General features: G+C 60.8%; 26 protein-coding genes. 4 read left to right on the forward strand and 22 right to left on the reverse strand.

The window, feature by feature from the left end; genetic code table 11:
• Positions 1–79 precede the first annotated feature (79 nt).
• Genes ftsX through ftsY form a run of 3 tightly spaced genes read right to left on the reverse strand, consistent with a single transcriptional unit; the run spans position 80 to position 3,188 of the window.
• Positions 80–1,126 carry a permease-like cell division protein FtsX gene (gene ftsX / locus MHM37_RS03410; protein ID WP_153843436.1) on the reverse strand — a complete coding sequence of 349 codons (1,047 nt, stop codon included), beginning with the start codon at positions 1,124–1,126 and terminating at the stop codon, positions 80–82.
• Positions 1,123–1,791: a cell division ATP-binding protein FtsE gene (gene ftsE, locus MHM37_RS03415; protein ID WP_139528293.1), complete on the reverse strand. Its 669-nt coding sequence runs from the start codon at positions 1,789–1,791 to the stop codon at positions 1,123–1,125. The genes ftsX and ftsE overlap by 4 nt, the downstream gene beginning before the upstream one ends.
• A complete protein-coding gene (gene ftsY, locus MHM37_RS03420; RefSeq protein WP_239295786.1) occupies positions 1,788–3,188 on the reverse strand; it encodes a signal recognition particle-docking protein FtsY in 1,401 nt (466 codons plus the stop codon). The genes ftsE and ftsY overlap by 4 nt, the downstream gene beginning before the upstream one ends.
• An 89-nt stretch (positions 3,189–3,277) precedes the next feature.
• On the opposite strand from ftsY, the gene rsmD reads away from it, so the two are divergent.
• Positions 3,278–3,898 (forward strand): 16S rRNA (guanine(966)-N(2))-methyltransferase RsmD, encoded by a 621-nt coding sequence (rsmD, locus tag MHM37_RS03425; protein ID WP_219862669.1) that lies wholly within the window; start codon positions 3,278–3,280, stop codon positions 3,896–3,898.
• A 115-nt stretch (positions 3,899–4,013) separates the two neighbouring features.
• Positions 4,014–4,208 (forward strand): cell division protein ZapB, encoded by a 195-nt coding sequence (zapB, locus tag MHM37_RS03430; RefSeq protein ID WP_139528290.1) that lies wholly within the window; start codon positions 4,014–4,016, stop codon positions 4,206–4,208.
• Here the strand turns inward: zapB and rimI are convergent.
• From rimI to MHM37_RS03470, 8 genes are all read right to left on the reverse strand, one after another.
• Positions 4,205–4,651 carry a ribosomal protein S18-alanine N-acetyltransferase gene (gene rimI, locus MHM37_RS03435; RefSeq protein ID WP_239285346.1) on the reverse strand — a complete coding sequence of 149 codons (447 nt, stop codon included), beginning with the start codon at positions 4,649–4,651 and terminating at the stop codon, positions 4,205–4,207. The genes zapB and rimI overlap by 4 nt on opposite strands.
• Complete coding sequence (locus MHM37_RS03440; protein WP_239295785.1) at positions 4,648–5,454, reverse strand: hypothetical protein; 807 nt, start codon at positions 5,452–5,454, stop codon at positions 4,648–4,650. Before MHM37_RS03440 ends, rimI begins: the two co-directional genes overlap by 4 nt.
• A complete protein-coding gene (locus tag MHM37_RS03445; protein ID WP_139528287.1) occupies positions 5,451–5,759 on the reverse strand; it encodes a BolA/IbaG family iron-sulfur metabolism protein in 309 nt (102 codons plus the stop codon). Before MHM37_RS03445 ends, MHM37_RS03440 begins: the two co-directional genes overlap by 4 nt.
• Positions 5,760–5,799: 40 nt before the next feature.
• On the reverse strand, positions 5,800–7,203 hold the full coding sequence (locus MHM37_RS03450) for an MFS transporter (protein WP_219862661.1): 1,404 nt from the start codon (positions 7,201–7,203) through the stop codon (positions 5,800–5,802).
• A gap of 89 nt (positions 7,204–7,292) precedes the next feature.
• Complete coding sequence (locus MHM37_RS03455) at positions 7,293–7,679, reverse strand: hypothetical protein (RefSeq protein WP_137093711.1); 387 nt, start codon at positions 7,677–7,679, stop codon at positions 7,293–7,295.
• An 89-nt stretch (positions 7,680–7,768) separates the two neighbouring features.
• Entirely contained in the window at positions 7,769–9,280 is a 1,512-nt protein-coding gene (gene lysS / locus MHM37_RS03460) for a lysine--tRNA ligase (protein ID WP_139528285.1), read from the reverse strand.
• A 35-nt stretch (positions 9,281–9,315) separates the two neighbouring features.
• A protein-coding gene (prfB, locus tag MHM37_RS03465) for a peptide chain release factor 2 (RefSeq protein WP_139528284.1) occupies positions 9,316–10,414 on the reverse strand; the annotation gives its coding sequence in 2 pieces (ribosomal slippage) (positions 9,316–10,338 and positions 10,340–10,414; 1,098 coding nt in all).
• Positions 10,415–10,686: 272 nt separating this feature from the next.
• On the reverse strand, positions 10,687–12,039 hold the full coding sequence (locus MHM37_RS03470) for an outer membrane protein transport protein (protein ID WP_153843429.1): 1,353 nt from the start codon (positions 12,037–12,039) through the stop codon (positions 10,687–10,689).
• Between the two features lie 262 nt (positions 12,040–12,301).
• Here MHM37_RS03470 and MHM37_RS03475 point away from each other — a divergent pair, with 262 nt between their 5' ends.
• Together MHM37_RS03475 and MHM37_RS03480 are read left to right on the forward strand one after the other, a co-directional pair.
• Positions 12,302–12,748, forward strand: coding sequence for a MerR family transcriptional regulator (locus MHM37_RS03475; protein ID WP_139528282.1), 447 nt, complete (start codon positions 12,302–12,304; stop codon positions 12,746–12,748).
• Positions 12,721–15,234 carry a heavy metal translocating P-type ATPase gene (locus MHM37_RS03480; RefSeq protein WP_239295784.1) on the forward strand — a complete coding sequence of 838 codons (2,514 nt, stop codon included), beginning with the start codon at positions 12,721–12,723 and terminating at the stop codon, positions 15,232–15,234. The genes MHM37_RS03475 and MHM37_RS03480 overlap by 28 nt, the downstream gene beginning before the upstream one ends.
• Before the next feature lie 88 nt (positions 15,235–15,322).
• On the opposite strand, the gene MHM37_RS03485 is transcribed toward MHM37_RS03480, so the two are convergent.
• The 11 genes from MHM37_RS03485 to ffh all read right to left on the reverse strand — a co-directional run bounded on the left by MHM37_RS03485 (position 15,323) and on the right by ffh (position 26,272).
• Positions 15,323–15,940, reverse strand: coding sequence for a YitT family protein (locus MHM37_RS03485; RefSeq protein WP_153843428.1), 618 nt, complete (start codon positions 15,938–15,940; stop codon positions 15,323–15,325).
• Between the two features lie 71 nt (positions 15,941–16,011).
• Complete coding sequence (locus MHM37_RS03490) at positions 16,012–17,799, reverse strand: DHHA1 domain-containing protein (RefSeq protein WP_239295783.1); 1,788 nt, start codon at positions 17,797–17,799, stop codon at positions 16,012–16,014.
• Positions 17,800–17,814: 15 nt separating this feature from the next.
• A complete protein-coding gene (gene thrC / locus MHM37_RS03495) occupies positions 17,815–19,203 on the reverse strand; it encodes a threonine synthase (protein WP_239295782.1) in 1,389 nt (462 codons plus the stop codon).
• Between the two features lie 3 nt (positions 19,204–19,206).
• Positions 19,207–20,523, reverse strand: coding sequence for a homoserine dehydrogenase (locus tag MHM37_RS03500; protein ID WP_139528408.1), 1,317 nt, complete (start codon positions 20,521–20,523; stop codon positions 19,207–19,209).
• A gap of 85 nt (positions 20,524–20,608) precedes the next feature.
• Positions 20,609–21,400, reverse strand: a complete 792-nt coding sequence (locus MHM37_RS03505) for a DsbC family protein (RefSeq protein ID WP_239383764.1) — start codon at positions 21,398–21,400, stop codon at positions 20,609–20,611.
• Positions 21,375–22,256, reverse strand: a complete 882-nt coding sequence (gene xerD, locus MHM37_RS03510; protein ID WP_239295780.1) for a site-specific tyrosine recombinase XerD — start codon at positions 22,254–22,256, stop codon at positions 21,375–21,377. Before xerD ends, MHM37_RS03505 begins: the two co-directional genes overlap by 26 nt.
• Before the next feature lie 104 nt (positions 22,257–22,360).
• The gene (gene rplS, locus MHM37_RS03515) at positions 22,361–22,717 is read right to left on the reverse strand and encodes a 50S ribosomal protein L19 (protein WP_054640811.1); all 357 of its coding nucleotides are present in this window, start codon (positions 22,715–22,717) and stop codon (positions 22,361–22,363) included.
• Positions 22,718–22,864: 147 nt separating this feature from the next.
• A complete protein-coding gene (trmD, locus tag MHM37_RS03520) occupies positions 22,865–23,641 on the reverse strand; it encodes a tRNA (guanosine(37)-N1)-methyltransferase TrmD (protein WP_139528407.1) in 777 nt (258 codons plus the stop codon).
• A gap of 77 nt (positions 23,642–23,718) precedes the next feature.
• Positions 23,719–24,264, reverse strand: a complete 546-nt coding sequence (rimM, locus tag MHM37_RS03525; protein WP_239295779.1) for a ribosome maturation factor RimM — start codon at positions 24,262–24,264, stop codon at positions 23,719–23,721.
• Between the two features lie 51 nt (positions 24,265–24,315).
• Positions 24,316–24,564 (reverse strand): 30S ribosomal protein S16, encoded by a 249-nt coding sequence (gene rpsP, locus MHM37_RS03530; RefSeq protein ID WP_009098555.1) that lies wholly within the window; start codon positions 24,562–24,564, stop codon positions 24,316–24,318.
• Positions 24,565–24,859: 295 nt separating this feature from the next.
• Positions 24,860–26,272: a signal recognition particle protein gene (gene ffh, locus MHM37_RS03535; RefSeq protein WP_139528275.1), complete on the reverse strand. Its 1,413-nt coding sequence runs from the start codon at positions 26,270–26,272 to the stop codon at positions 24,860–24,862.
• Between the last annotated feature and the right edge of the window lie 237 nt (positions 26,273–26,509).

Genomic DNA, 26,509 nt, shown 5'->3' on the forward strand with positions numbered 1-26,509 from the left:
CGTGACTGCCCACATGGACAATATCGCGGAGTCTATGTACTGCCTATAACGTGAAGATGACAACGCGACAGACGCATGCTCAGCGCGGGCGTATGCTGGAAAGATGGCGCGTGACGGCAAGCCAAGCTCCCAGCCAGCCAAGTAGTGTACTGCAAGATAGCAGAATTGTAGAGCCTGTCACGTCCAACTGCGGCAAGGTGAAGCTAGCGCCATAGCTTGCCGCGAGCGCCGCCACCGGCAGCGATAGCCAGTGATTGCCCAAGGCCAACAGACCCAGCGCCAAGAGCCCGCCTCCAGCGCCATACCAGGCTCCACTGTACAGGAACGGGCGACGCACGAAGGCGTGCGTTGCGCCGATCAGCATGACCACTTCGATTTCACGGCGTCGGCTCTCCACCGACAAGCGAATGGTATTACCGACGACCAGCAGTACACCGAAACCAAACAGCACCCCCAGCGCCAGCGCCACGCGGCGTCCCAACGCCGCCAGATGGCGCAGCCGCTCGACCCAGGCCAAATCGACGCGTACTTCATCGATGCCAGTTACCCCCTCGAGCCGCTCGGCCAGTTCAGCCATCGCAGCGGGCTCTACATCTTGAGGGGAAATGACGATACTCGCGGGGAGCGGATTATCGTCAAGCCCTGCCAGGGTATCGTCGATGCCCAACGACTGCTGGAAATCCGCCATGCCCTGCTCTGGGCTGATCATGCGCGTCTGCGCCACGCCGCCGTCAGCGCTCACCGCCTCTTCGATCCGAGCCGCCTGCGCTGCATCAATCCCCATATCGAGATAAACGGTGAGCGACGCGCTTTCATCCAGCTCGGCATCCAGCAGCTTGGCGCTGTCCAACGTCAGCCATAGAGCGGCGGGAAGCACCAAGGCAATGGCAATGGCCAGCATGGTCAGCAGGTTGCCCAACGGGTAGCGCACCAGTCGAAAAAGGCTATCCAGCGCCATGGCCCGGTGGTGACGCCCCCAGGCCCGCAGACGGCTGCCCATACGTGTTTGCTGCGAGCGAGCCCCACCGCGGGGCGTTTTTTCCGTTACAGGGGCATGGGGCTTTGCGGGCGCGCGGGCAGCACGGGGGGCGGCGCCGCTTTGGCGAGGAGTGGCCGAACGCTTCATACGGCCCCCTCATCGGCTACTAGACGGCCATCCCGCAGACGCAGAATCCGATGACGCAAGCGCGCAATCAGGGCCAAGTCGTGGCTCGCGATCATCACGGTGGTGCCGATACGATTGAAGTCTTCGAATAGCGCCATGATATCGGCTGAGAGCTGGGGGTCCAGATTCCCGGTGGGTTCATCGGCCAGCAGCAGCGCGGGTTTGTTGACCACAGCACGGGCGATGCCCACACGCTGCTGCTCACCACCCGATAGCTCGATAGGAAGGGCTTTTTCACGGTGCAACAGGCCAACTTTGTCCAGCGCAGCGCGCACGCGCCGGGCTGCCTCACGGGGCTCTACTCCTTGAATGTCCAGCGGCAGCGACACGTTGTGGAACACGCTACGATCGAACAGCAGCTGATGGTCTTGAAAGACCACACCTATCTGACGTCGATAGAACGGCACTTGACTGACGTGGAGCTGGGCAATGTCGTGCCCAGCCACCACCACCCGGCCACGGCTGGGTTTTTCCAACCGCATGATCAAGCGCAGCAGCGAACTTTTTCCCGCCCCCGAGTGGCCGGTGAGAAAGACCATTTCGCCTCGTGCGACGCGAAAGTTCAAGTGTGCCAACGCCTCGAAGCGCCCTCCATAGCGCTTCCCCACATGCTCAAAGGCTATCATGCGTGGCCATCGTCTCCTTGGCGGTCGAAGAGCGCGTTGACGAAGTCATCGGCGTTGAAGGGGCGCAGATCATCCAGGCCTTCGCCCACCCCAATAAAGCGGATCGGCGTTTCGAGCTGCTTGGCCAACGCAAAGATGATGCCGCCTTTGGCGGTGCCATCCAGCTTGGTCAGGGTAATCCCACTAATCGGCACCGCTTCGTTGAAGGTCGACGCTTGGGAAATGGCGTTCTGCCCCGTGCCCGCATCCAATACGAGCATGACCTCGTGGGGCGCCGTGTCATCGAGCTTCTGCATCACTCGATGCACTTTTTTCAGCTCTTCCATTAGATGACTCTTGTTGTGCAGTCGTCCAGCGGTATCGGCAATCAACACGTCTACACCGCGGGATTTGGCGGCCGCCACCGCATCGTAAATCACCGAGGCGCTATCGGCACCGGTATGCTGGGCAATGACCGGCACATGGTTACGCTCGCCCCATACCTTCAACTGCTCGACCGCGGCCGCACGGAAAGTATCCCCAGCGGCCAGCATGACGCTCTTACCCTCGCGCTGAAAGCGCTGGGTGAGCTTGCCGATGGTGGTGGTTTTGCCGACACCATTGACCCCGACCACCAAAATCACGAAGGGGCCGTCGCGCTCTTTCTCGAAGCTGAGTGGCGTCGACACGGGGGCCAGCAGTGCGGCCAGCTCTTCTTGCAAGCCACGGTAGAGCGCCTCGGGGTTGTTGAGCTCTTTACGGGAGACGCGCGCTTCCAAGCGTTCGATGATCTCGCTCGTCGCGTCGATGCCCACATCGGCCATGAGCAGCTGGGTTTCCAAGTCCTCCAGCAGCTCGTCATCGATCTGCTTTTTGCCGAGGAAAAGATCGGCCAGGCCGTCGGTCAGGTTGGCGCGAGTTTTCCCTAGACCAGACTTGATGCGCGCAAACCAGCCTCTTTTTTCGCCTTTTTCTGCCACCGGCTTTTCCTGAAGGGCTGCCTTCGCGGCGGGCTCTGGCTCTGGCTCTGGCTCTGGCTCTGGCTCTGGCTCTGGCTCTGGCACAGTATCCATGAGCGACGCAGGCGTCACATCTTCATCGACGCCGGTGGGCTGAACGTCTTCTTTATCGACCGGTTCGGGCGACTGCTCCTGGGCGAGCACCTCGGCAGCGTCACCTACGGATGCCGGTGCATGTGAGGGCGATTCGTCTGCCAGCGACTCAGAGGGCGCAGGGGGTTCCGCAGGGGGTTCCGCAGGGGGTTCCGCAGGCGCTTTGGCAGGTGCCGATCTCTCCTCCGCAGCAATCTCTTGCTCAGTCGAGCCCTCGGGCTCCTCCGACAGCGCAGGCTGCTCCTGGGCATCCTGAGGCTCCTGCTGGGAGTCGTGCTTTTTCTTACGTTTGAAAAAACCGAACATAGGGGTCATCCGACGAAATAGGTGAACATTGCGATTATCCTACCACCGCAGACCAAGACTTTGGATAAGTAGCCCGCTACAATCGCGTCATGAAACGACAACGCTCTTCGCGCGCCTCCTCGCGCCCATCGACATCTTCTCGCGGCCAAGCCAAACCGCCGGGAAAACTGCGCATCATCGGCGGTGATTTCCGGCGCCGCCAACTGCCGGTGCTCGACCATCCTGGCCTGCGCCCAACCCCAGATCGCGTACGTGAAACGCTGTTCAATTGGCTCGGCCAAGCGCTTTACGGCAAGCAGGTGCTGGATCTATTCGCGGGCACCGGTGCACTAGGCATCGAGTCGCTCTCGCGGGGGGCCGCCGAAGTCACCTTCGTCGAGCGTGACGCCCAGGTGGCGTCGCATATTCGCGAGAACCTCACCATCTTGAAAACCGCGCAGGGCAAGGTCATCACCGCCGATGCCCTATCGTTTGTCGCGTCGCCAGGACAGCCGATGGACGTGGTATTTCTCGACCCGCCCTTTCATCAAGATTTGGCCGCGGATTGCTGCAGCGCGTTAGAGGCGAACGGTTGGCTCGCTAACGAGGCGATGATCTACCTGGAGACCGAGTACGGCCTGACGCCCAAAGTACCCACCCATTGGCAGCTTCACCGAGAAACCCGGGCAGGTGAAAGCATGGCTAGGCTCTATCGACGCTTGCTCACCTAAAGCGCTTGCCGACAAGTAACAGCGGCGTTACGCTCGCCCCATCGAGTGACGCACCACGCCCGATTTTATGACATAACGACAGGCAGCCGCCTGTCGTTCGTTACTGGAGGTAGGCATGAGCCTTGAGCTGTTCAATCAGTTGGAACAAAAAGTCACCGACACCGTCGAGGCGTTGGAGATGATGAAGCTAGAAAACGAAGAGCTACGCAACGAAAATGCGCAGTTGAAGCAAGAGCGTGAAGAGTGGGAGCGCCGCTTGCAGAGTGTTCTCAGCAAGTTCGATGGCATGGACGACAGCAGCGCCTCCTAAGCCAGCGTTCGCGACATCAGCAGCGCGTCTTCCCGCCCGGTCGCGCCGTTGGCGGCCGGGTAGTAGTTCTTCCGACGGCCATCCTCCTGAAACCCTGCCTGCCGATAGAGCGCAATGGCTCGCTGGTTGCCGACGCGCACTTCCAGCAGTAATCGTTCTGCTTGCCAGCGCGTGGCTATGGTAATGGCCTCACCCAACAAGCGTCGTGCCCTGCCTTGCCCCTGACACTCAGGCCGCACGCCAATGGCCTGGAGCTCGGCATCGAACGGGAGTTGCGCGACCAGGGCGTAGCCTGCGAGCACGTCGCCCTGCCAATCGCCCAAGACCCACGTTTGGTCATCGGCTAACGCCTCCGCCAACTGCTGGCCACTGGCGCCGCTTTGGGCGAGGGCTTCCAGTTTCAGAAGCGGAGCTCGATGGTCCGGACGCAAACGCTCGATCACGCATCGCCCCACTGCTTGCCTAAAGCTACCAAACGCGGCCATAGCGCACGTTTGGCATTCGCGTCTTGGGTCAGCGCAGCCAGCGAGGGCCCTTGCCAAACCGGTAGCGCGAGCGTTTCGCTATGCCCACCATCGAGCGCGATGACGCGCTCCAAATCGGCCGTTGCGCTCTCAGCGCCCCACCAAAGCACCTGCTCTAATTGCCAACCTTGCCGACTTACCGCACCGGCAATAAACGCTGCCACGCCCTCTTGCGCTTCTTCAAGGGGCTCTTCAGGCTCGAAGGCAGTGGCCATGGGCGGCCAGGTGAAGTGAGTCACCGTGGGCAGCTCGCCATGTCCGATGCCCGCAGCACGCAGCATGTTGGCCAGCAGCTGCTGCTCGACCGCCGAGATCTCGCCTTCACAGAGACTGAGCCAGCGCCCGTCGATGCAAGCGCAGGAGAGGCTGAACGTCAGTGGCTCGGCGCGTTCGACCTGTGTTGTCGGTGCAAGCTCTGTGCTCGCCTCTGGCTGAGATACCTGCTCTGTGGGCGTTGGCTGGCCCAGCAGCGCTTTGACGGCCGAGGGAGACGCAGCGACTGTGGGGGCAAGATCGGAGTCACGACCGGGCTGGCGAGAGGGCTGGCGCGCGGGGGCGTCGTCGAGCAGCGCCTGCAAGCGCTCGCGCGGCGCCGCTTTGGCCGGTGCGTCTTGCCACTCACAGACGTCAGTGGGCAGGGCGTTGGGTAACTGATAGCGGGACGCCCAGGACGTAATGCCCATGGCATCCAGATAGTGCCGACGAGTGACTTCTTGGGTCACTGGCCGCCGCCACGACAGTTGGGAGAGTTGGGACGCTCGCTGCCGCGCGCCTGCCACTCGCGGGGCGTATAAAGGTGTAGCGCCAGCGCGTGGACCGGGCCCGAGAGTTCGTCAGCCAACAGGGCATATATTTGCTGATGACGCTTCACCGGCATCATACCGTCGAAGCTGTCGCTTACCAGGGTCACTTTGAAGTGCGTTTCCGAGTTGGCCGGCACGTTGTGCATGTGGCTCTCGTTCTCGACTCGGAGCACGTCTGGGGTTAGCGCCGCCAACTTTTGCTCGATTTGTGTCTGTATCGCCATGGGACTCTCCTTCCGTCAGCAACGGCCCTATTGTACGCCGTTACTCGCCAACAGACGATGCCCTCCGCTCGACGAGCGCCCGCTGGGCCAACGACACACGGGAAAGACTTGCCAGCAATGCCAACAGCGTCGTCCCTGCCCCCAACCAGAGGGTTAACTGAACGGGCGATCCAAGCGCCAGCGCCGCGCCGACCAGCGCAACCCCGAGTGACTGCCCCACCGTGCGCGTGGTGCTCATCACGCCGGACACGTTGGCGCTACGCTCAGGCGGCAGGCTGCCCATCATTTCCCGGTTATTGGGCGGCTGAAAAAGCCCGAAGCCAATCCCGCAAAGGGCCGTTCGCCACAAGCTTCCCGCGACCCCCGTACTCTCGTCCACCAGCGCCAACGCCACCAACCCGACGATCAGCAGCAGCAGCCCCGTACTCGACAGCAGGCTGGGGTTGAAGCGATCTGCCAAACGCCCTGCGACCGGCCCCACCAGCATGATCGCCAGCGGCCAGGGCGTGAATAGCCACGCAGTCTCCAAGGGCGAAAATCCCATCTGCTCCTGATAAAAGAACGACAGCGCCACAAAGGTGAGTCCCTGGCCGATAAACGCTAGCCCCGACGCGGACACCGCCAGCGTGAAACGCTTTTCGGCAAACACGCTTAGCGGCAGTAACGGGTAAGGCGCCCGCCGCTGGCGACGCACAAATAGCGCGCAGCCCACTACCGCCAGCAGCCCCCATCCGCCGCTTTGCCACAACGGTGCGGCGTGGCCCACGGCATCCATGGCGATAAAAAAGCTCGCCAGCATCAGCATCGAGTAAAGCGCCCCCAGCGTATCGAAGCCACCTTGGCGCGGGGTCTCTCTCGGCAGCGCTCGGCGGGCCAGCCAGAGCGAGCAGAGCCCTAGCGGCACGTTGAGCGCGAACAGCCACGGCCAGTCCGCGAACGAGAGAATGACGCCACTGAGGGTAGGGCCTGCGGCATAACCGCCCGCCACGACCAGCGCACTGAGCCCCAGCGCGCTGCCGAGCAGACGGGACGGAAAAATGGCGCGGTAGAGCGACGGCCCAATGGAGAGCGTGGCCGCTGCGCCCAAGCCTTGCAGCGCACGAAACACGAGTAGCGTTTCGAGGTTACGCGACAGCGCGGCACCGAGTGCCGCCATTACGAAGGTGGCCAAACCCAACAGGTAGAGCCGTCGTCGGGTTATCAGCTCGCTGACACCGGCAAACACCAATAAAAAGGCCGCGCAAACGACCTGAAACAGGTTAGTGATCCACACCGCCCGGGATGCCGACACGCCTAAATCAGCGGCGATGGTGGGCAAGGCCAAATTGATCATGGTGGTATCGACCACCGCCATTAGCGTGCCGGTCACGAGCGCCAGCACGGCCAATAGGCGCTCGGGCCCAGGCAGGCCGTCGTCGCCGGGGCGAGTTTCAAACAGTCGCATGGTGATGAGTTCCTGAACAACACCCTCTGAAACGGCAAAACCGGCCGAAGCCGGTTTTACAGTGCGCTTAGCATAAGAATACTAGCACGCTAATCTTGCTCATGGTCGAGCAGCAGCGAGTCATCGACATCGGAGATTTCCAACGCCGTTTCGTCATCCAGGTCGATGGCGAGGTAGCTATGCTCCACGCGCAGGAAGTCCTGAAACAGCGACCAGTCGAGTTTTTCTGGCCACTGACGCTCATCCTCTTCCCAAGCACGCAGCTCGGTTTCTAGGATTTCTACGTGACGTTCACGAACGAATGTCTCCAACGCCTCTGGGGTATCCATCTCAGGGATCAGGTAGACCGTACTTTCACGTTCGACGTCGTCCAGGGTCAGGTCGTCGTCTCCCATGGTGGGTTCGAGCGCATTGATCCAGTCCACGAAGGTCTGGGTCGGCCTGACGCTCAGGGCAGAGCGATTAAGCAGTTTCATGGGATTCTCCTCGCCGTCGAAACGTTGACCATTATGGGCGCTAAATCGCGCCCTTACCAACTTTTCGTCCGCTAGCGCCACGTTTAACGTCAATCAACTTCGGGACGCATCGCCGGGAATAGCAGCACGTCACGAATGGAGGGGCTGTCGGTGAACAGCATCACCAACCGGTCGATACCGATCCCCTCGCCCGCTGTCGGCGGCATGCCGTACTCCAAGGCGCGCACGTAGTCAGCGTCGTAGTACATGGCTTCCAGGTCACCGGCGTCCTTTTCGGCCGCCTGCTCGCGGAAGCGCTCCGCCTGGTCTTCGGCGTCGTTCAGCTCCGAGAAACCGTTGGCGATCTCGCGGCCACCGACGAAGAACTCGAAGCGATCGGTGACGAAGGGGTCGGCATCGTTACGCCGCGCCAGCGGGCTGACCTCTGCCGGGTACTCGGTGATGAACGTCGGCTGATCGAGCTGGTGCTCGGCCACCTCTTCGAAAATCTCGGTTTGGACTTTACCCAGCCCCCAACTCTCTTTCACCTTGATGCCGAGCCTTTCCGCCGTTGCACGGGCGGCGTCCAGGGTATCCAGGTCGGCGTCGGTGATGCCGTCACCGTGATCCAGAATCGCCTGGCGCAGGGTGAGGCGCTTGAAGGGCTGGCCGAAATCGTAGCTGGCCCCTTGGTAGGTGATCGTAGTGGTGCCGAGCACCTCCTGCGCGGCGGTGCGCAGCATGGCTTCGGTCATGTCCAGCAGGTCGCGATAATCCGCGTAGGCCCAGTAGAACTCCACCATGGTGAACTCGGGGTTGTGGCGCGTGGACAAGCCCTCGTTACGGAAGTTGCGGTTGATCTCGAACACTCTCTCGAAACCACCCACCACCAGACGCTTCAGGTAGAGCTCAGGGGCAATACGCAGGTACATGTCGATGTCCAGCGCATTATGGTGGGTGATGAACGGGCGCGCCGCCGCGCCGCCGGGGATCGGCTGCAGCATCGGCGTTTCCACTTCCATGAAACCACGGGCTTCGAAGAAGCGGCGCATGGAGCTGATCACCGCCGCGCGGGTCTCGAACACCTTCCGCGACTGCGGGTTCATGATCAGGTCCACGTAGCGCTGGCGATAGCGTGCTTCTTGGTCGGTCAGGCCGTGGAACTTGTCCGGTAGCGGACGTAGGCTCTTGGTCAGCAGCTGCGCCTCGACCATCATCACGTACAAGTCGCCCTTGCCGGATTTGTGCACCGGGCCGCGGGCGGCCACGATGTCGCCGATATCCCAGCCCTTGATGTCTTCCAGGACGTCTTCCGGGAGCCCCTTTTTATCCACGTAAAGCTGGATCTGGCCCGCCACATCCTGAATCACGATGAAAGGACCGCGTTTGCGCATCACGCGACCGGCCACCGACGCCTGATGATCCAGCGCTTCCAGCTCGGCTTTGTCTTTCTCACCCAGCAGGTTGTGCAGCTCGACGGTGAGGCTGTCGCGGCGGAAATCGTTCGGGAAAGCGCTCTTGCCCTGCTCGGCCGCTCGCTCACGGCGAGCCGCCAGCTTGGCACGGCGCTCGGCGATCAGGTGATTTTCGTTATCGAGAGAAGACGCGTCTTGGTTAGCCATCGGGCACCCTATTTCTGTTCAAACGCTAAAAAAGATTACAAACCCTGCTTCAGGCTGGCGACGATGAACTGATCCAAGTCCCCGTCGAGCACCTTGTCACAGTTGCTGGACTGAACGCCGGTACGCAGATCTTTAATACGCTGATCATCCAGTACGTAAGAGCGAATTTGGCTGCCCCAACCGATATCGGCTTTGGAGTCTTCCGCCTCCTGCTTGGCCGCATTGCGCTTTTGCATTTCGTGTTCCCACAGCTTCGCCTTCAACTGCTTCATGGCGAAATCGCGGTTGGCGTGCTGGCTACGCTGGCTCTGACACGCCACCACGATACCGGTCGGCTCGTGGGTAATCCGCACTGCCGAGTCAGTGGTATTGACGTGCTGACCACCCGCACCGCTGGAACGATAGGTATCGACACGCAGATCCGATGGATTGATCTCGACCTCGAAGCTGTCGTCGATTTCCGGCGACAGAAATACCGAGGCAAACGAGGTGTGACGGCGGCCGCCGGAGTCGAACGGACTCTTGCGCACCAAACGGTGAACGCCGGTTTCGGTACGCAGCCAGCCAAAGGCGTGGTCACCTTGAATATGCAGCGATGCCGATTTGATGCCGGCGACTTCGCCCGCCGATATCTCGATGATCTCGGTTTTAAACCCGTGGCTCTCGGCCCAGCGCAAGTACATGCGCAGCAGAATGTTGGCCCAATCCTGGGCTTCGGTGCCCCCGGAGCCCGATTGAATATCCAGGTAGGCGTTGTTCTCGTCCATTTCTCCCGAGAACATGCGGCGAAACTCGAGCTTCTCCAGAGCGCCCTGTAAGCCGTCGAGCTCTTTGCGTACTTCTTCGACGGTGCCCTCGTCCTCTTCCATCTCGGCGAGCTCCAGTAGGTCGCGGCTATCCGCTAGCCCCTGGTCCAGCTCGTCGATAGTCGCCACGATGGCCTCGAGGGTGGCGCGCTCTTTACCCAATTTCTGGGCATAGTCGGGGTCGTTCCAGACGTTGGGATCTTCGAGTTCGCGGGAGACTTCCTCTAGCCGATCTTTACGCTCGGCATAGTCAAAGATACCCCCTAAGAACGTCTGTCCGCTCAGACAGGTCCTTGATCTGGTGATGAATCGGGTTGGTTTCCAACATGGATCGCTTTGGCCTTGGTCGGTGACTGGGTTTGTAAATGGACGACGTCTCCTGCACGCTGGATGGTAGCGTAAAAGAGACAGGCGCCGCTGTGGCAGCTCACGGTTAGGTGGTCGACACCTGCGCAAGCTACCCCAGCGGCGTTATTCTGGGACGCATTGTAACGAAACCCAGCGCTCACCGCACCCACCCAGCCCGTTGCGCATCACGTAAAAAACCCGGCCGAAGCCGGGTCAGTAGGTCGAAGACCGATCAGTAAGCGCGAGCGTCGATCAGAACCGATAGGTCAACTGGGCACCGAAACCATGGGCTTCGTTTTTGTAGTCGGCTGAGTAAGTCGCGCCGCCGACGGGAATACCACCGGTTTGGGCACTGGCAAGCAGGTCTTGGCGATCTTGCTCAACAAAGGTGCTGCGCTCGGTGAGGTAGGAGTAGGCAAAGTCCAGCGTCAAGTCAGGGGTCGGACTCCAGCCTGCGCCAAGCGAGAAGATGCGCCGGTCATCGGACGGAATACGTACGCTGCGGTCTTGGTCATTGGTAGGCGTGAAGTCTAACGTCACACCTGCACGCAGGGCTAAGGTCGGCGTTAACTGATACTCACCGCCTGTGGCAAAGGCCCAGGCATTCGAGTAGTTTTGCTGCTCGTTGGTAATTTCATTGCCCTGGCTGCCTACAATCGAGATTTCTTCAAACTGGCTCCAGCGCACCCAGGAAGCCCCGAACATCAACTTCAGGCGATCCGTCATTTGCTGCGTCAACGATAAGTTGACCGTTTCAGGCGTGGTCAAGTCCAGGCTCGCCGTATCGGCACGCACGACGTTACCCAGCGGGTCTGTGGCTTGGAAGGTGCCCTCCAGCTCATAATCCACTGCCGAGCGATAGGTCAAGCCCAACGTGGTCTCGGGTACCGGCTGATAAATAACACCCAGGTTATATCCCCAACCGTCATCGTCACCCTCTACCCGAGAGTCGATGTCGCCTGCTGCATTAAAGGCTGCGCTGGTGGGCAACTGGCGACGCAGCTCACCCTCTACTTGGTTATACGTAATACCGATACCGGCCGACCACTGATCGTTAAAACGGTATGAAACGGTCGGCTGGGCGCTCACGACACGTAGTTCGGTATAGTCGCCAAAATAGCGGCCTTGGAACGTATCTTCGTACTCGGTTTTAGAACCAAACGGCGCATAGACACCAAAGCCGAACGCCAGCTGTTCGTTGACAGGATGAGCATAAAACGCGAAGGGAACCAGCGTGCCGGGCACCATATCGCCATCGTTAGTACCTGGGATGCCACCCACAGGTATCTGCACACCATTCGGTGCGCCACCCTGAGCAACCCCAGCATCCAACGTACGGCTAGCGCTCACATTACTAATATCCGTATCGACGCTCAGAAAAGTACCGCCCGCCGTAATCTGGGCGCGGTCGAGGAACGACATACCCGCCGGGTTACCGTACACGATCGTGGCATCATGAACGTTGGAGCTGCGTCCTGCATGGCCGTAACCCTGGCCGCTGACGCTCTGCTCGTTGATTTGATATCCGCCTGCGTTGGCTTGGCTAGCAAAAGCTACTGATGCTACCGCGGCCACTAGGGTTAGTTTTTTGAAGTTATTATGCATTGTGGGCCTCTCTCCCGATGATCCGGCGGATTCTGCCATCCACCCGCGTTGTTCTTACACCTCAGTTTTCGCCCAATGTCGGGTTTGGTTCAAGGGCAAACGAGCGTTTTATTTTGTTTTTTGCTTATACATTAGTCGCACGACTGTTTTAAATCAGTGTTTTAGTCCTTTCGGCTGAGTGACCAGCAACGCTTGACCTATGGGTCACCCAAAGGTTTTACACTCACAATACGTTAACCACACACAGGGGTTGGGCATGCCAATGAGCGATTTAAAAGTGGGGGAGCTCGCCAAGCGTGCTCACGTGACGCCTGAGACGGTACGCCACTATACGCGCGAAGGCCTGCTCTCCCCCCGCCGGCATCCTGAAAACGGCTACCAGCTCTTTTCTAATAACGACCTGGAGCGTCTGCACTTTATTCAGCGAGCGCGAAAATTGGGGTTTAGCGTCGCGGAAATCCGCGACATTTTGGCCCATGCCGACCAAGGCGACTCCCCCTGCCCGCTAGTGCGCGATCTGCTCGCTCACCGGCTGCCGCAAATACGCGCACGCATTGCCGAACTCGAAGCACTCGCCCAGCGAATGGAACAGGCACTGGAAAGTTGGCAGGACATGCCCGATGGCACCCCGGATGGCCACAGCCTGTGCCGCTTGATCGAAAGTTTTCCCGAGGAGGCCCCATGCAGCACGACACCGAGCAAACCATGATGCTGACCCGCACCGTGCCGGGCATGAACTGCCAGGGCTGCGTCAAGCGCATGCGCGAGGCCATTCAAGCGCATGACCCAGCGGCCCAAGTGGAGGGCTTTCCGGCAGAAAAGCGTCTGGAAGTGGCCAGTTCCCTCGACGATCAAGCTCTGGATAGTGCTCTCAACGAAGCGGGCTACCCACCCAGCAACGACACAAGTGACGTATCTCACCAAGACGCGCCGTCGTCCACCGACTCACAGAGCACTCCCGTGGCTGCGCCCCAACAGCGCCTGCTAATTAGCGGCATGACCTGCGCGGGCTGTGTCAAAAGCGTCGAAAAAGCGCTTGCCAACACGCCCGGCGTCAGCGGCGCCTCGGTGAATTTCGGCACCCACACCGCACACGTCACCGGCAGCGCTACTCAGGAAGCGCTAATGGCCGCCGTGGCCGAAGCGGGCTATAGCGCCGAACCGATTGTGGATATGCGCAAAGCAGAGCGCACGCGCGAGGCGCAAGAGGCCGTTACCTACCGCCAGCGCCTAAAGGGCAGCGTGCTGTCACTCTCCCTCGCGATTCCGCTGATGATGAGCATGTTCGTCTATCACCCACACCCCATGGGCGTTGGCCGCCTGTACTGGCTGGTGATTGGCCTGCTGACGCTCGCCATTTTGGCCTTTCCTGGGCGGCACTTTTTCACCAACGCCTGGAAACAGCTCAAGCATCATCAGGCCAACATGGACACCCTGGTGGCAATGGGCACCGGCACCGCTTGGCTCTACTCGATGATGGTGGTGCTCTTCGCCCCCTGGCTGCCGGAGGTGGCTCAGGGCATCTATTTTGAAGCGTCGGCCATGGTGGTGGGGTTGATTCTCCTGGGTAACGCCATGGAGCTACGTGCCCGCGGTCGCACGAGCAATGCCCTTAAACGGCTACTCGACCTGCAGGAAAAAACCGCCCGGGTGATACGCAACGGCGTTGAACAAGAGATTGCGGTTGACGATGTCGCGCTGGATGACCCTATTCGCGTGCGCCCCGGTGAGAGGCTGCCGGTGGATGGCGTGGTACTCGACGGCCAGAGCTATATCGATGAGTCGATGCTCACCGGCGAACCCGTGCCGGTGCACAAAAGGGCGGATGACGAGGTCAGTGCGGGCACGGTGAATGGCAACGGCAGCTTGGTCTACCGCGCCACGCACATCGGCCGCGATACCCGTTTGGGACGCATTACCGAACAGGTTGCCAGCGCCCAAAACTCTCGCCCGCCAATTGGTGAGCTGGCCGATAAAATCTCAGGCGTGTTCGTGCCCGCCGTGATGATCATGGCCGTGTTGACGGCCCTTGCCTGGTACAACCTGGGGCCTGCCCCGGTGGTCATTCATATGCTGGTCACTGCCACGACCGTGCTGATCATTGCCTGCCCCTGCGCGCTGGGCTTGGCCACCCCGATCTCCACCATGATTGGCGTGGGCAAAGCCGCCGAGCATGGCGTACTGGTGCGCAGCGGCGAGGCGCTGCAAACCGCGAGCCGCCTGACCACCCTGGTGGTCGATAAAACGGGAACGCTGACCGAGGGCAAACCGCGCGTCACCGAGGCAACGGTGCTGCATAACGACAGCCCCCAAGTGCTGGCCTGGGTGGCCGCCCTAGAGAGCCGCTCGGAACACCCGCTGGCCAAAGCGCTGACGGCCTACGCCGAAGAGCACGACGCCCGCCCCGATACGCTGGCTAGCTTTGATAGCGTGACCGGCGGCGGTGTGAAAGGCACCAGCCAAGCCAATGACGCGCTGCTGCTGGGCAATGCGCGGCTATTGGAGGAGGATGGAGTCGACCTCTCCCCAGCGGACGAGCACATTCGCCAGCTGGAAGCCAAAGCGCGCTCGCTGGTCTATTTAGCGGTGAACGGCAAGCTGGCCGCCCTTTTCGGCGTTAGCGACCCGCTGCGCAACGATGCCGCGGCCGCCGTGAAGCGCTTGCAGGACGATGGGTTAACCGTGGTAATGCTCACGGGCGATAATGAACATACCGCCGCTGCGGTGGCCCGCGAGGTCGGCATTAGCGAGTTCAAGGCTGGGATGACGCCCGATGACAAGCATGCAGAGATCGAGCGCCGCCAAGCGGTGGGCGAAGTCGTTGGCATGGTGGGCGACGGCATCAACGATGCCCCCGCACTGGCCCGGGCCAACGTCGGCTTTGCCATTGGCCAGGGCACCGATATCGCCATGGAGAGCGCCGGTATCACGCTGATGCGCGGCTCGCTGCACGGCGTGGCCACCGCAATCGAACTGAGTCGGGCCACGCTGACCAACATCAAGCAGAACCTGATCGGCGCGTTTGGCTATAACGTGCTGTGCATCCCAATTGCCGCCGGCGTGCTCTACCCGATGACCGGCATGCTGCTCTCACCGATCCTTGCTGGGGCGGCCATGTCGCTCTCGTCGATCACCGTGGTCAGCAACGCCAACCGCCTGCGGTTATGGAAGCCCAGCCAACAGGAGGCCGTATGAGTTTACTGATCAACCTTGCGGGTATTGCCATCATTGGCTTGATCGTCTGGTGGTTTTGGCTTAACTAGATGATTTTACGTCATCACGGCTAGCTCACCCCGATATAACGCCCTGGCTTATGGTTCAGAGCGATGATTAGATTGAGCATCAGCGCGCCGAGTACGGAGTAGCCTACTCGATCCAGGGGGAGCTGAGTCAGGGCAATCAGCAGAATCACGCCGTCAATGCCGAGCTGCACATAGCCCGCCCGCAGGCCGTGTTTGTCCTGCAGGTAGAGGGCGAGAATGTTGATACCGCCAAGGCTGGTACGGTGGCGAAACAGCATCAGCATGCCAATGCCCATCAGCGCCCCGCCCATCAGCGCCGCGTAGAGCGACGGCACGTTGGCAAATTCGACCCACCCCTGGGTGAGCTCGGAGAACAGCGAGACCAAGCCAATGGCGACAAAGGTGCGCAGCGTAAAGCTCCACCCCATGCGTTTGATCGCCAGATAGTAAAACGGCAGGTTGATGGCAAAAAACCAGACGCCAAAACCCCACCCGGTCAGGTAATTGAGCAGTAGCGCCATCCCTGCGGTGCTACCGGTGAGCAGCACCGCGTGGGTATAGAACGTCACCCCGAGTGCGACGAACAGCGTCCCCAACAACATCGCCATGATGTCTTCGTAGGGCTTGTGGGGGTCCTTGGGAAGATCTTCCATGCGCATGAGAGCGTCCTTTTTTGGGATTATTGGAGCGGCCGCTCGAGCGGCCAAGGACGCGAGGATAGCGGAGAGCGTTAAACGGGGCTAGCGTGCTCCACCATCAGCTGCAGCGACTCACGTCCCCGCCAGCGGTTACGATTGAGCTTGTACGCGCAGTGCAGCGTGTCGCCCACGCCAAACGAGGGCAGCTCCCCCGGCGTGAGAGCGCGAAACCAGATCGCTTTGCGGGTCACCGCTCCCATGGAGAGCTCCATCATTAGGTGTGAACCCTCCGCCCCAACGGGGCGTAACGCCTCGACGATAAAGCGCCCTTCGAACAGCGGCGGATCGAACTCCCGCCCGTAGGGGCCCAAGGTCTCGATCTCTTCCAGCGTGGCCAACGAGAGCTGGGCAGTCGAGAGCTCGCCATCGGTCCACAGACGCGGGTAGAGCGGTGTATCGCCCAACTGCTCGCTCACCGCCTGCAAAAACGCCGTTTTGAAGGTATCGAGCTGCTCCCGCGGCACGCCGACGCCTGCGGCACCACTGTGCCCGCCGAAGCGCGGCAGCGCCTCGGGCGCAAGCTCGAAGGTGCGCTGCAGGGCATCCCTTAGGTGCAGCCCCTCGATGGAGCGCCCAGAGCCGGTGAGCATATTAGGTGCCGCTGCCCGCGTCAGCACCACGGCTGGACGCCCGTAGGCCTGGACCAGCCGCGAGGCGACGATGCCCTGCACGCCGGGGTGGCCATCTTCCAGCAGCACCACGACGGCAGGCTCGTTGGCTTCCAAAGCAGGTGCGGCGAGCGCCCGCGCCTCCTCGGCCATATCCGCTTCGATGGCCTTGCGCGACTGGTTATCCTGATCGAGCACCTCGAGCTGCCGGTTCGCGACGCCGTCACTCTCGGCCAGCATGAAGTGAAGTGCCGCGTAGGGGTCGTCCAATCGTGAGCGAGCGTTGATTCTCGGCCCCATCTGGAACGCCAGTGTTTCGGCATTGAAGGGCACGCTGTCGGCCCCTAAGCGCGCGGCCATGGCTCGCCAGCAGGCGGCGTCCATGCGGTTGATTAGCGTCAGGCCATGGCTGACCACCGCCCGATTGGCGGGGCTTCCGCCTAGCGAGACGCAGTCCGCCACGGTGCCTAACGCCACGTAGGAGAGCCACGGCGAGAGCTTCGGCGTGGCCTCGGGCAGCGCGCCCCACTCCACCAGTACACTGCGGGCGAGTGACATCAGAAGCCACGCCACCATGCAGCCTGCAATGGTTTTATCCGGGTAAGCGCAGTCGCTGCGGGTCGGGTTCACGCAGGCGTAGGCCGAGGGCGGCGGGCCCTCCAGGGGCAGCGCGTGGTGGTCGCTGACCACCACATCGATACCCGCTGCTTTCAAGCGCGCAATGCGCGGCTCGTCAGAACTGCCGCAGTCGGCGGTAATCACCAGCGTCGGCAGCGGTTTTAAGCTCAGCGTTCGATCCACCAGCGGCAGGCTGATGCCGTAGCCATCGTGAATACGGTGGCCAATCAAACTGTGCAGCTTGTGCTCGGGCACGCCAAACAGCTCGACCAGCGTGCGCCGAATGACCACGTGGGAGGTGATGCCATCCACATCGTAGTCGGTCAGAATACCGATAGACTCGCCCTCGGCGACCGCTTGAGCAATGCGCTCCGCCGCACGACGGCCATCGGCGAGTTTTTCAGGATGGACGAGATAGCGCAGGCTCGGTGACACCAGCGGCGCCAACTCACCGGTATAGCCTGGCAGCCGCGAGGCCAACAGCCGCGCCTGCAGCTCGCTCAGTCCTTCTGACTGGGCACGTAAATAGACAGCCTCGTCCAGGGGACGAGGCTCTAAGCGAGGGTGGTGACTCTGCTGAGAAAGGGGTGACACCTGGGTCATATCACCTCAGCGGCGGTTGTCAGCAACGAACTGCTGGACCGCGCTCAATTCGGCGGGCAACACCGTGTAGCGCTCTTCGCGCTCCAGCAGGTCGTCCATGTGGGTCGGCAGCGGTACGCCCTGGAAGCCCGCTTTCACCACGGCTTCGGCGAACTTTGCCGGGTGCGCGGTAGCCAGGGTGATCATCGGTGTGGTGGTATCCACACGCGCCCGCTCGGCCGCGCGGTAGCCAGTGGCCGTGTGCGGGTCGAGAATTTCCCCGGTGCGATGATGCGCTTCTCGAATCACTTCCAGAATCGTCTCGTCATCGACGCTGTAGCTCGCGAACTTCTCGCGCAGCTTGGCCAGCGGCGCACCGGCAAGCGCGGTGGGCGCTTGCTGGAAGCGCTCCAGCAGCGCGGCCACGGCGGCCCCGTCGCGGTCGTAGGCATCGAACAGTAGGCGCTCGAAATTGGACGACACGACGATATCCATAGAAGGCGCCAGCGTGGCTGCCAGCTCTTTTTTGGAGAAGTCGTTGGCCGCGAGCGTGCGGTGCAGAATGTCGTTGGCGTTGGTGGCGATGATGAACTGCTTCACCGGCAGTCCCATCTTGTAAGCCATATAGCCTGCAAAGACGTTGCCGAAGTTGGCCGAGGGCACGCAGAAGCTCACTTCCCGCTGGGGCGCACCCAACGCCACGCCAGCGGCCACGTAGTAGACGATCTGGGCCATGATGCGCGCCCAGTTGATCGAGTTCACCGCCACGAGCCGCGTGCCGTTCAGGAAGTCTTGATTGGCAAAGCTGGCCTTGACCATCGCCTGGGCGTCGTCGAAGTTGCCCTCGATGGCGATGTTGAACACGTTGTCGGCAAGCACCGAGGTCATCTGGCGACGCTGCACTTCGGAGACGCGGTTGTGGGGGTGCAGAATGAAAATATCGAGATTGTCGCAGTGGCGGCAGCCTTCGATGGCCGCCGAGCCAGTATCCCCGGACGTGGCCCCCATGATCACCGCGCGCTCACCGCGCTTTTTCAGGAAGTGGTCCAGCAGTCGTCCCAGCAGTTGCAGCGCCACGTCCTTGAAGGCTAGTGTCGGGCCGTGAAACTGCTCCAGCAGGAAGTGGCTGGCATCCAGCTGCTTCAACGGCACCACCGCGTCGTGGTTGAACGTGGCATACGCCTCGGTCACCAGACGGCGGAAGGTCTCGTCATCGATCTCACCGTTGACGAACGGCTTCATCACCCGAAAGGCGATCTCGGCGTAGGAGAGCCCGGCCATGCTGGCCAGCTCCTCTTTGGAGAATTCGGGCAGCGTTTCCGGAACGTAAAGACCGCCGTCGCTGGCCATGCCGGTGAGCACTACCTCTTCGAAAGAGAGCGCGGGCGCTTGCCCACGCGTGCTGATATAGCGCATCGGTTACTCTCCCTCGTCCAGGCTTTCCACGCGAATTCGCGTGACGGGGCCTGCAATATCCGCCATGGCTTCGATCTCACGGATCGCTTCGTTCATCTGCTTCTCTTTGGTGCGATGCGTCAGCAGAATGATCGGCACCAGTTCGCCTTCGGTGGCCTCTTTTTGAATCAGTGCCTCGATGGAGATGCCCTGCTCGGCCAAAATCGTGGCCACGCGGGCCAGCACGCCAGGACGGTCCACCGCCAGCAGGCGCAGATAGTACGCCGTGGTGATCTCTTCCATCGGCATGATCGGCAGCTGACTAACGTCTTCGTCGATGCCGCTAAACGCCAGATAAGGCACGCGGTAGTGGTGGTCGGTGGCAATGTCCCGCGCCACGTCCAGCAGATCGGCGACCACGGCTGACGCCGTAGGCTCGGCACCGGCACCCGCGCCGTAATAGAGCGTGGGACCAACCGCATCGCCCATCACCGCAATGGCGTTTTTCACGCCGTGTACATTGGCGAGCAGACGCTCTTTGGGAATCAGCGTGGGGTGAACACGCAGCTCTAACCCTTGATCGGTGCGCTTGGAGATCCCCAGATGCTTGATGACGTAGCCGAGGTTGTCGGCCTGCTCCACGTCCTCGGCGGTGATGCGGGAGATCCCTTCGGTGAAGGCTTTTTCGAACTGCAGCGGCACACCGTAGGCAATGGAAGCCAGGATGGTCAGCTTGTGCGCCGCATCGATGCCTTCCACATCGAACGTCGGGTCGGCTTCGGCATAGCCCAGCGCCTGGGCTTCGGCCAACACGTCTTCGAAGGCACGGCCTTCGTCGCGCATGTGGGTCAAAATGAAGTTGCCGGTGCCGTTGATGATACCGGCCACCCACTCGATACGGTTGGCCCCCAGACCTTCACGCAGCGACTTGATGACCGGAATGCCGCCCGCCACGGCGGCTTCGAAGGCGACGATCACGCCCTTTTCATGGGCGGCACGGAAAATTTCGTTACCGTGGACGGCGATCAGCGCCTTATTGGCGGTGACCACGTGTTTGCCGTTGGCAATCGCGGTGAGCACCAGTTCACGGGCGATATCGTAGCCGCCAATCAGCTCGACCAGTACGTCCACATCGGGGTTGTTAGCGACTTCGAACACGTCGGTCGTCGCTTTGATGCCGGTAATGTCGCAGTCGGGATGAATACTGCGGTGGGCTACCTGCTCGATCACAATCGGGCGGCCTGCACGGCGGCTGATATCGTCCGCGTTGCGCGTCAATACGTTGAAGGTGCCACCACCGACAGTACCTAACCCACAAATGCCTACTCTTACCGGTTTCAAAATACGTCCCCTTTCATGTTGGGCACCCGCAGGTGCCGCTTCTTGAATCAGTGTCTCAGCGTGTGCGTTCGTCACTCATGTGACGTTATTCGTCTTCCAAGCCTAACATGGCCACGAGCCGCTCGGGGGGCACGAAGCCAGGCACCATTTGCCCATCGGGCAGGATGATCGCGGGCGTGCCTTGCACCCCTAGCGCTTGCCCCAGCGCGTATTGATTGGCCACCGGATTGTCGCAGCTGGCCGAAGCGGCGATCGTCTGGCCCTCTTTGGCCCGATTCATCGCTTCGCTACGGTTGTCGGAGCACCACACCTGCTGCAAGGTCTCGGCGGCACCGCTGCCCATACCGGCCCGCGGGAAGGCGAGATAGTGTACCGCAATTCCCCGCTCGTTGAGCTCGGGAATGGTCTCATGAAGGCGCTCGCAGTAGGGGCAGGTAGGGTCGGTAAATACCACCACCGTGGCCTTGGGCTCATCGATGGCTCTAAACACGACGCGCTCGCTCTCGGGAATCGCCGCTAGCGCCGCTGCACGCTCTTGATTGCGAGCCTGCTCGGTCAGATTCACCAGCCCATTATCCCCGTTTTGATAAAGGTCCCCTACCAAAAAATGACTACCGTCTGCATTGGCGTAAAACGACTCACCGCTCTCCAGGCGTACATGGTAGATCCCTTCCATCGGCGTGGCGCTCACCTGCTCTACCGGCATTGGTTGGCCGTTCACCTGCAAGCTGTCAGCCAAGCGTTCGGCCACGTCATCGGCGAAGGCTGCCGCAGGGATTAAACTACTCGCCAGCACCAGCCAGGGAACACAGGATTTCGCAACGGACGGCATACGTAGGTGCATTCTTTGATTAACCTCGCGGATGGTGTTCAGCATGCAGTTGCTCCAGGCGCGCCTGGGCAACATGGGTATAAATTTGCGTGGTGGACAGGTCGCTATGACCCAACAGCAACTGTACGACCCGCAAATTCGCCCCATGATTCAATAAATGGGTCGCAAAGGCGTGGCGCAGCGTGTGAGGAGAAAGCGGCCGAGCAATGCCCGCCGTGATGGCATGGGCTTTGATACGATGCCAAAACGTTTGCCGCGTCATGGCCTTATCGCCTCGACCAGGGAACAGCGCCGGGCGTGTGGGGTCTTGCATCAGCGTTGGCCGCGCCGTTTCGATATAGTGCGCCAGCCAAGCAGCGGCCTCGTCCCCCATGGGCACCAGGCGATCTTTATCGCCTTTACCGCGTACCCGCACCACGCCTTGGCGCAGGTTGATCGCGTCGCCGGTCAGCCCGACCAGCTCCGACACCCGTAGCCCGCAGGCGTAAAGCAGCTCCAGCATGGTGCGATCACGCACACCCAGCGGCGTGCCCACATCCGGGGCCAGCAACAAACGCTCGACCTCGTCTTCTTCCAACGTATCGGGCAGGCTGGGGCGCACTTTGGGGAGCGACACGTTGGCCAGCGGGTCGCTGTCGATATGTCCATACAGTCGTGCCCAGCGATAAAAACTGCGTAGCGACGACAACATCCGTGCATTGCTGCGCAGCTGGTATCCCTGCTCTAGGCGCTGCTCCATCCAAGCGCCAAACCGCGCGGGGGACGCCGTGAGCAACGTTTCATCATCGCGCTCGAGCTGCTCTTGCCAAGCGGTCAAATCACGACGGTAGGCCGCTAGCGTATGGTCGCTGGCGCCCTGCTCTAACCACAGAGCATCCAGATACGCATCGATCACGCTCATCGGCTAACGGTCTCATTGCAAAGCCATAAACAAAAACCCCGCCCCGCAAAGCGGTGACGGGGTTTTCCGTATCCGAGCGCCAAGCGCTCGAGAAAAAGTGGCGATTAAGCCAGCTTTTCCTTGATACGCGCCGACTTACCGCTACGCTCACGCAGGTAGTACAGCTTGGCTTGACGAACGTCACCGCGACGCTTGACTTCGATGGAGTCTACCAGCGGGCTGTAGGTCTGGAAGGTACGCTCGACGCCAACACCGTGGGAGATTTTACGCACGGTGAAAGCGGAGTTCAGGCCACGGTTACGCTTACCGATGACCACACCTTCAAACGCCTGCAGACGCTCACGAGTGCCTTCTTTTACTTTAACTTGAACGACGATGGTGTCGCCCGGTGCAAAAGCAGGAATCTCTTTGCTCATTTGCTCGGCTTCGATCGCCTGGATCACCTTGTTCTTGCTGCTCATCTTCATACTCCTAAATAACGTAATGGCTTGCCACGCAGTCGTGGAAGGGGCAAACCGTGATCCCGGCGCTCGAAGCGAGCTACGCGGGAGTCGTTATGGGTGACGCAGGTACGCACGGCTGTCGTCGTCCTGCACCGCCGCTTTGTGCTACGGGCGGACAACCGCCGTAGAGGACAAAGCGTATTCCTCGATAAACTCGTCTAGCAGCGTTTGCTGCTCGGCGTTAAGAGTACGTCCTGCCAACAGATCAGGACGACGCTGCCAGGTACGCCCCAGCGACTGCTTCAACCGCCAGCGCTTGATGGCTGCATGATTTCCGCTAAGCAGCACGTCAGGCACTCGGCGCCCGTCAATCACTTCAGGACGGGTATAGTGCGGGCAGTCTAACAAACCGTCGTTAAACGAGTCTTCGATAGCGGAATCCTGGTGGCCCAGCACGCCGGGTACCAGCCTTGCCGCTGCGTCGATCAGCACCATCGCGGGCAGCTCGCCGCCGCTCAGCACATAGTCGCCAATCGACCACTCTTCATCGATGTCACTCTCCACCACACGCTCGTCGATACCTTCGTAGCGCCCGGCGACCACGACCAGCGGGCCTGCCGACGCGAGCGTTTGAACACCCTGCTGATCCAACCGACGCCCTTGGGGCGACAGGTAGATCACCGTTGGCGTCAGGCCGGTGGCCTGCTCGGCACGTTGGCGCGCATCAAAGATAGCCGCTCGGAGCGTATCTACCTTCATCAGCATGCCTGGGCCGCCGCCATAGGGGCGATCGTCCACGCTGCGGTGGCGGTCGGTGGCATAATCACGCGGATTCCAGAACTCAAGGGCAATGCGCTGCTTCTCTACCGCTCGACCGATCACACCTTGCTGGGTTATCGCATCGAACATGTCGGGAAACAGCGATACCACGCCAATCCACATCGCCGGTACGTCTGTCGCGTCCTCTTCGAGCACCGCTGGATCGTCCGCTGGCCGTTCGTTCAAAGCGTCTTGGCTCATCAGAACTCAGGATCCCAGTCGACCACCATACGGCCATCTTCCAGGTCGATCTCAACGATCACATCATCGGGCAAAAAGGGTAACAGCCGCTCGCGCTTGTCGATTGCGTCGTTATCACCGCGTACCACCATGACATCGTTCGCGCCGGTCTCGAACAGGTAGCTGACCTGCCCTAACCGTTCGCCTGACCGAGTGAAGACGGTAAGGCCTTCGAGCTCATGCCAGTAATACTCGTCGTCGGTAAGCTCGGGCAGCGCCTCTTTGGGTATCAGGATGTCCGCTTGGGCCAACCCTTCGGCGGCCGTTCGGTCATCCACGCCTTTCAGCTGCACGACAAGCCCTTTGCCTTGCCGACTCCCCTGCAAGACGGTCATGCGCGTGAGGGTTTCCCCTTGGCGCACCCACCATTCGGGGTACTCTAGAATGCTGTCCATGGGATTGGTATAGGAGTACACCTTCAGCCACCCTTTGATCCCGTGAGGGCTGGTGAGCTTACCAAGCACCACATGCGTGTCGTCAGTATGGCCAGTATTGAAACGCGTCATCGACGACCACTCCCGCTACAACAGCATCGATTGCTACAGCGTGCGACAGGCTTACGCCTGTTTGCGCGCTTCCTTGACCAGCTCGGCAACACGACCAGACAGCTGGGCGCCTTGGCTCTGCCAGTGAGTGACGCGATCCAGATCGACGCGCAGACGTTCTTCTTGACCACGGGCGACCGGGTTGAAGAAGCCGATACGCTCGATGAAACGGCCGTCACGGGCGTTACGAGAGTCGGTCACGGTCAGGTGATAAAAGGGACGCTTTTTGGCGCCACCACGTGCCAAACGAATGGTAACCATACGATAACTATCCTTCGGTTGAGGTTACGCGAGTGGGACATAGCGCAAGCCGCTATCAGAACACTCGTCATACTGTTTTCTTGGCGCACCGCCTGCTTATCAAAGCGTTGGCGAGACTCCATCAGGACCTTCACTGGGCAGTGTCGGAGACCACGCTGACGCGCATTTTCTCAACACCCACGCATGAAGAGGCAGCATTCTACGCAAATGCGCCCGGCTTGGAAAGCCTGATAGCCAGAAAACTCACAGGCCGTCAACCATGCCGAACGCGCTCAAGCGCACTCTCCAGGCGGTACTAGCGCCAGGGTAAGCCGCCAGGGCCACCCATACCCCCCATGCCGCCGGGGCCACCCGGACCACCACCGCCGCCCATCATGCCCGACATACCGCGCATCATTTTCTGCATGCCGCCTTTCTTGCCCGCTTTCTTCATCATCTTCTGCATCTGCTTATGCTGCTTGAGCAGGCGATTTAGATCGGGCACCTGAAGGCCTGCGCCAGCAGCAATACGCCGTTTGCGAGAGCCGTTGATGATATCGGGCTTGCGGCGTTCGTGGGGCGTCATGGAGTTGATCAGCGCCTCCAGCTTGCCCAGCTCTTTTTCAGGACCAGGGCCTTGCGCCAGCTCGGCCATTTGTCCCATGCCGGGCAACTTGCCTAGCAAACCGCCCATGCCGCCCATTTTCTTGAGCTGCTGGAGCTGGTCGCGAAAGTCTTCCAGGTCAAAGCCATCGCCTTTCTTGACCTTGCTGGCGAGCTTCGCGGCCTTGTCTTTATCGACGGTGCGTTCGGCCTCTTCGATCAGCGACAGCATGTCGCCCATACCCAGAATGCGCGACGCGACCCGGTCAGGATGGAAAGGCTCGAGGGCATCGACTTTCTCGCCCACACCCATGAATTTGATGGGCTTGCCGGTGATATGGCGCACCGAGAGCGCGGCACCGCCGCGCGCATCGCCATCCGCCTTGGTCAGTATGACACCGGTCAGCGGCAGCGCATCGTGGAAGGCTTTTGCGGTATTGACCGCGTCCTGGCCGGTCATGGCGTCGACGACGAAGAGCGTTTCCTGGGGGGAGATCGCCTTATGCAGCGCCTGGATTTCCGCCATCATCGCTTCATCGATGGCCAGACGACCAGCGGTATCCACCAGCACCACGTCGTGGAACTGAATCTTGGCGTGTTTGATGGCCGCATTGGCGATATCGACCGGTTTTTGATCGGAGCGCGAGGGGAAGAAGTCGACCTGCACCTCTTTCGCCAGCGTTTCGAGCTGGTCGATGGCCGCCGGACGGTAGACGTCTGCCGACACCACCAATACCTTTTTCTTCTCGCGCTCACGCAGGTAGCGGGCCAGCTTGGCGACGGAGGTGGTTTTACCGGCCCCCTGCAAACCCGCCATCAGCACCACGGCAGGCGAGCCCTTCAGGCTCAAGCCTTCGTTGGCCTCGCCCATGATCGCTTCCAGCTCTTGCTGGACGATTTTGACGAACTGCTGGCCCGGCGAGAGGCTTTTCGACACCTCTTGGCCGACGGCGCGCTCGCGCACGCGCTCGATGAAGGCTTTGACGACCGGAAGCGCCACGTCGGCTTCCAGCAGCGCTTTGCGCACCTCGCGCAGAGTATCTTTAATATTGTCGTCGGTTAGCCGTGCTTGGCCTTTGATCGACTTCAGCGTCTGGGAAAGACGCTCACTCAGATTCTGAAACATGGGGCCTCTGCCTCCGTCGCTGTCGTCGGGCGTATTCACCGGACGAATGTGGCGGCAATTATACGCGCTCGCGGCTTGAGTCTCCATGGCCGTCAGCGTTGGCGCTCGACGGCTGTGCGACGCCGCTTTGATTGGTTATAGTAGGGTAGCCGTTCTAGAGGGAACGGAGAAAGCCTGAGGCGCGCTGGCAAGTCGCCCCTCAGCAAACGTTGTCGCCGATTTGGCCCTAATGTTCAA

The organism is Halomonas sp. MMH1-48, assembly GCF_022348105.1.
Taxonomy (GTDB): Bacteria; Pseudomonadota; Gammaproteobacteria; order Pseudomonadales; family Halomonadaceae; genus Vreelandella; species Vreelandella piezotolerans.

Coding starts and splice junctions, on each gene's coding strand:
- ftsX (WP_153843436.1), bottom strand. CDS start 1,126: ATGAAGCGTTCGGCCACTCCTCGCCAAAGCGGCGCCGCCCCCCGTGCT.
- ftsE (WP_139528293.1), bottom strand. CDS start 1,791: ATGATAGCCTTTGAGCATGTGGGGAAGCGCTATGGAGGGCGCTTCGAG.
- ftsY (WP_239295786.1), bottom strand. CDS start 3,188: ATGTTCGGTTTTTTCAAACGTAAGAAAAAGCACGACTCCCAGCAGGAG.
- rsmD (WP_219862669.1), top strand. CDS start 3,278: ATGAAACGACAACGCTCTTCGCGCGCCTCCTCGCGCCCATCGACATCT.
- zapB (WP_139528290.1), top strand. CDS start 4,014: ATGAGCCTTGAGCTGTTCAATCAGTTGGAACAAAAAGTCACCGACACC.
- MHM37_RS03445 (WP_139528287.1), bottom strand. CDS start 5,759: ATGGCGATACAGACACAAATCGAGCAAAAGTTGGCGGCGCTAACCCCA.
- MHM37_RS03450 (WP_219862661.1), bottom strand. CDS start 7,203: ATGCGACTGTTTGAAACTCGCCCCGGCGACGACGGCCTGCCTGGGCCC.
- MHM37_RS03455 (WP_137093711.1), bottom strand. CDS start 7,679: ATGAAACTGCTTAATCGCTCTGCCCTGAGCGTCAGGCCGACCCAGACC.
- lysS (WP_139528285.1), bottom strand. CDS start 9,280: ATGGCTAACCAAGACGCGTCTTCTCTCGATAACGAAAATCACCTGATC.
- MHM37_RS03470 (WP_153843429.1), bottom strand. CDS start 12,039: ATGCATAATAACTTCAAAAAACTAACCCTAGTGGCCGCGGTAGCATCA.
- MHM37_RS03475 (WP_139528282.1), top strand. CDS start 12,302: ATGAGCGATTTAAAAGTGGGGGAGCTCGCCAAGCGTGCTCACGTGACG.
- MHM37_RS03480 (WP_239295784.1), top strand. CDS start 12,721: ATGCAGCACGACACCGAGCAAACCATGATGCTGACCCGCACCGTGCCG.
- MHM37_RS03485 (WP_153843428.1), bottom strand. CDS start 15,940: ATGCGCATGGAAGATCTTCCCAAGGACCCCCACAAGCCCTACGAAGAC.
- thrC (WP_239295782.1), bottom strand. CDS start 19,203: ATGCGCTATATCAGCACGCGTGGGCAAGCGCCCGCGCTCTCTTTCGAA.
- MHM37_RS03505 (WP_239383764.1), bottom strand. CDS start 21,400: ATGCTGAACACCATCCGCGAGGTTAATCAAAGAATGCACCTACGTATG.
- xerD (WP_239295780.1), bottom strand. CDS start 22,256: ATGAGCGTGATCGATGCGTATCTGGATGCTCTGTGGTTAGAGCAGGGC.
- rplS (WP_054640811.1), bottom strand. CDS start 22,717: ATGAGCAGCAAGAACAAGGTGATCCAGGCGATCGAAGCCGAGCAAATG.
- trmD (WP_139528407.1), bottom strand. CDS start 23,641: ATGTGGATTGGCGTGGTATCGCTGTTTCCCGACATGTTCGATGCGATA.
- rimM (WP_239295779.1), bottom strand. CDS start 24,264: ATGACGCGTTTCAATACTGGCCATACTGACGACACGCATGTGGTGCTT.
- rpsP (WP_009098555.1), bottom strand. CDS start 24,564: ATGGTTACCATTCGTTTGGCACGTGGTGGCGCCAAAAAGCGTCCCTTT.
- ffh (WP_139528275.1), bottom strand. CDS start 26,272: ATGTTTCAGAATCTGAGTGAGCGTCTTTCCCAGACGCTGAAGTCGATC.